This is a genomic window from Cryobacterium cheniae, from assembly GCF_004403395.1.
Classification (GTDB): Bacteria; Actinomycetota; Actinomycetes; order Actinomycetales; family Microbacteriaceae; genus Cryobacterium; species Cryobacterium cheniae.
On the sequence record NZ_SOGN01000030.1, the window covers coordinates 1 to 2145 of the forward strand.

Here is a 2145-nt window from a genome sequence, read left to right on the forward strand (position 1 = left end):
CCGTGTCAGCGACGGTTGAATACCCAGCCAGAATCGACGGTTGAAAACTAGTCCACTCGACCACGATTGGATGGGTGATCACAGTGGAAGATTGGGCGTTGATTCGTCGCCTTCACAAGAGCGAGGGCGTGTCGCAGCGAGAGATCGCGCGGCGTTTAGGGGTGGCCAGGGACACGGTCGCGCGAGCGATCGCTTCTGATGAGCCGCCGAAGTATGAGCGGCCGGTTCGGCCGTCTGAGTTGAGGGAGCTGGAGCCGCGGATCCGTGAGCTGCTCGCGGCGCACCCGAGGATGCCCGCGACGGTCGTCGCGGAGAGGTTGGCGTGGTCGGGCTCGATCACGTGGTTCCGTGAGAATGTGGCGAGGCTTCGGCCGGAGTATGCGCCGGTAGATCCCGCGGACCGGATCGCGTATGCAGCCGGGGATCAGGCGCAATGCGATCTGTGGTTCCCGCCCGTGAAGATCCCGCTCGGCGCCGGCCAGGCCGGGTCTCCGCCGGTGTTGGTGGTCGTGTCCTCGTTCTCACGGTTCATCACGGCTGTGATGTTGCCGTCGCGGACGACACCGGATCTGCTCTTGGGCATGTGGTCATTGATCTCGGGGCAGTTGGGCGCGGTCCCGAAGCGGTTGATCTGGGACAACGAGGCCGGCATCGGCCGCCGGAACGCGTTCGCTCACGGAGTCGCGGCATTCACCGGGACGTTGGCGACCAGGATCGTGCAACTCAAGCCCTTCGATCCCGAGTCCAAAGGCATCGTCGAACGCGCGAACCAGTACTTGGAGACATCGTTCCTGCCGGGCCGATCGTTTCGCTCGCCGGCTGACTTCAACGAGCAACTCGCGAGTTGGTTGCCCCGGGCGAACGGGAGGGCTGTTCGCCGGCTCGGCGGGCGCCCCACGGAGTTGGTCGCGGCGGACCGGGCCGCGATGCTCGCGTTGCCGCCGGTCGCGCCGCTGGTCGGGTTCGCCGCAAGGGTCCGCTTGCCGCGCGATTACTACGTTCGCGTCCACGGCAACGATTACTCCGTTGACCCAGCCGGGATCGGACGAATGGTCGAGGTTCGGGCGGACCTGGACCAGGTCACGGTCACCCTCGAGGACAGGCTGTTCGCGTCCCATGACCGGGCATGGTCGACCGGACAAACGATCACCGACCGGGCTCACGTTGCCGCCGCCGCGACCCTGCGAACCGCGTTTCAAACCCGCGCGGAGCCGGTCGAGGAGAGCCTCGAACGAAACCTCGCCGACTACGACACGGCGTTCGGGGTCCGGTTCGACCTCGACGGTGAAGTCGCCTGATGGGCCGCGAAACGATCAGCGAGATCGAGTACTTCGCCCGCGCGTTGAAAGCACCCAGGATCAGGGACGCCGCCGCCCGACTCGCTGAGCAGGCCCGGGAGGCAGGTTGGACTCACGAGGAATACTTGGCGGCGGTCCTCTCCCGGGAAGTCTCCGCGAGGGAGTCTTCCGGCGCGGAACTGCGGATCCGGGCAGCGGGATTCCCCGGCCGGAAATCGTTGGAGGAGTTCAACTTCGACCACCAGCCCTCACTCAAGCGAGACACGATCGCGCACCTCGGCACCGGTTCCTTCCTCACCGAGGCGAAGAACGTGGTCCTGCTCGGGCCGCCCGGGACCGGGAAAACGCACCTCGCGATCGGCCTGGGCATCAAAGCCGCCCATGCGGGCCACCGAGTCCTGTTCGCCACAGCAACGGACTGGGTCACCCGACTCCAATCAGCCCACCAGCTGGGCCGGCTGCCCCAGGAACTCGTGAAGCTCCGCCGTTACGGCCTGATCATCGTCGACGAAGTCGGCTACATCCCGTTCGAACAAGACGCCGCGAATCTGTTCTTCCAGCTCGTCTCCAGCCGTTACGAACACGCCTCGCTGATCCTGACCAGCAACCTCCCCTTCTCCCGATGGGGCGACGTCTTCGGCGACCACGTCGTGGCCGCCGCGATGATCGACCGAATCGTTCACCACGCCGACGTCATCACGCTCAAAGGCTCCAGCTACCGGCTCAAAAACAGCGGCATCGACACTCTTCCCTCGGCGCGACCAGAGAACACGGCAGAATAGTTAGACACAACAGTGGACTACTTTTCGCCCGTCGTTATTGGCCTACTTTTCAACCGTCGCTGACA

2 protein-coding genes are annotated in these 2145 nt (G+C 65.0%); both read left to right on the plus strand.

Annotation, left to right across the window (positions count from 1 at the left end; all coding sequences use genetic code 11):
* The first annotated feature begins 74 nt into the window (after positions 1–74).
* Positions 75–1298, plus strand: coding sequence for an IS21 family transposase (istA, locus tag E3T23_RS05455; RefSeq protein WP_134369383.1), 1224 nt, complete (start codon positions 75–77; stop codon positions 1296–1298).
* Positions 1298–2080, plus strand: a complete 783-nt coding sequence (istB, locus tag E3T23_RS05460; RefSeq protein WP_134369384.1) for an IS21-like element helper ATPase IstB — start codon at positions 1298–1300, stop codon at positions 2078–2080. The genes istA and istB overlap by 1 nt, the downstream gene beginning before the upstream one ends.
* Positions 2081–2145: the final 65 nt, after the last annotated feature.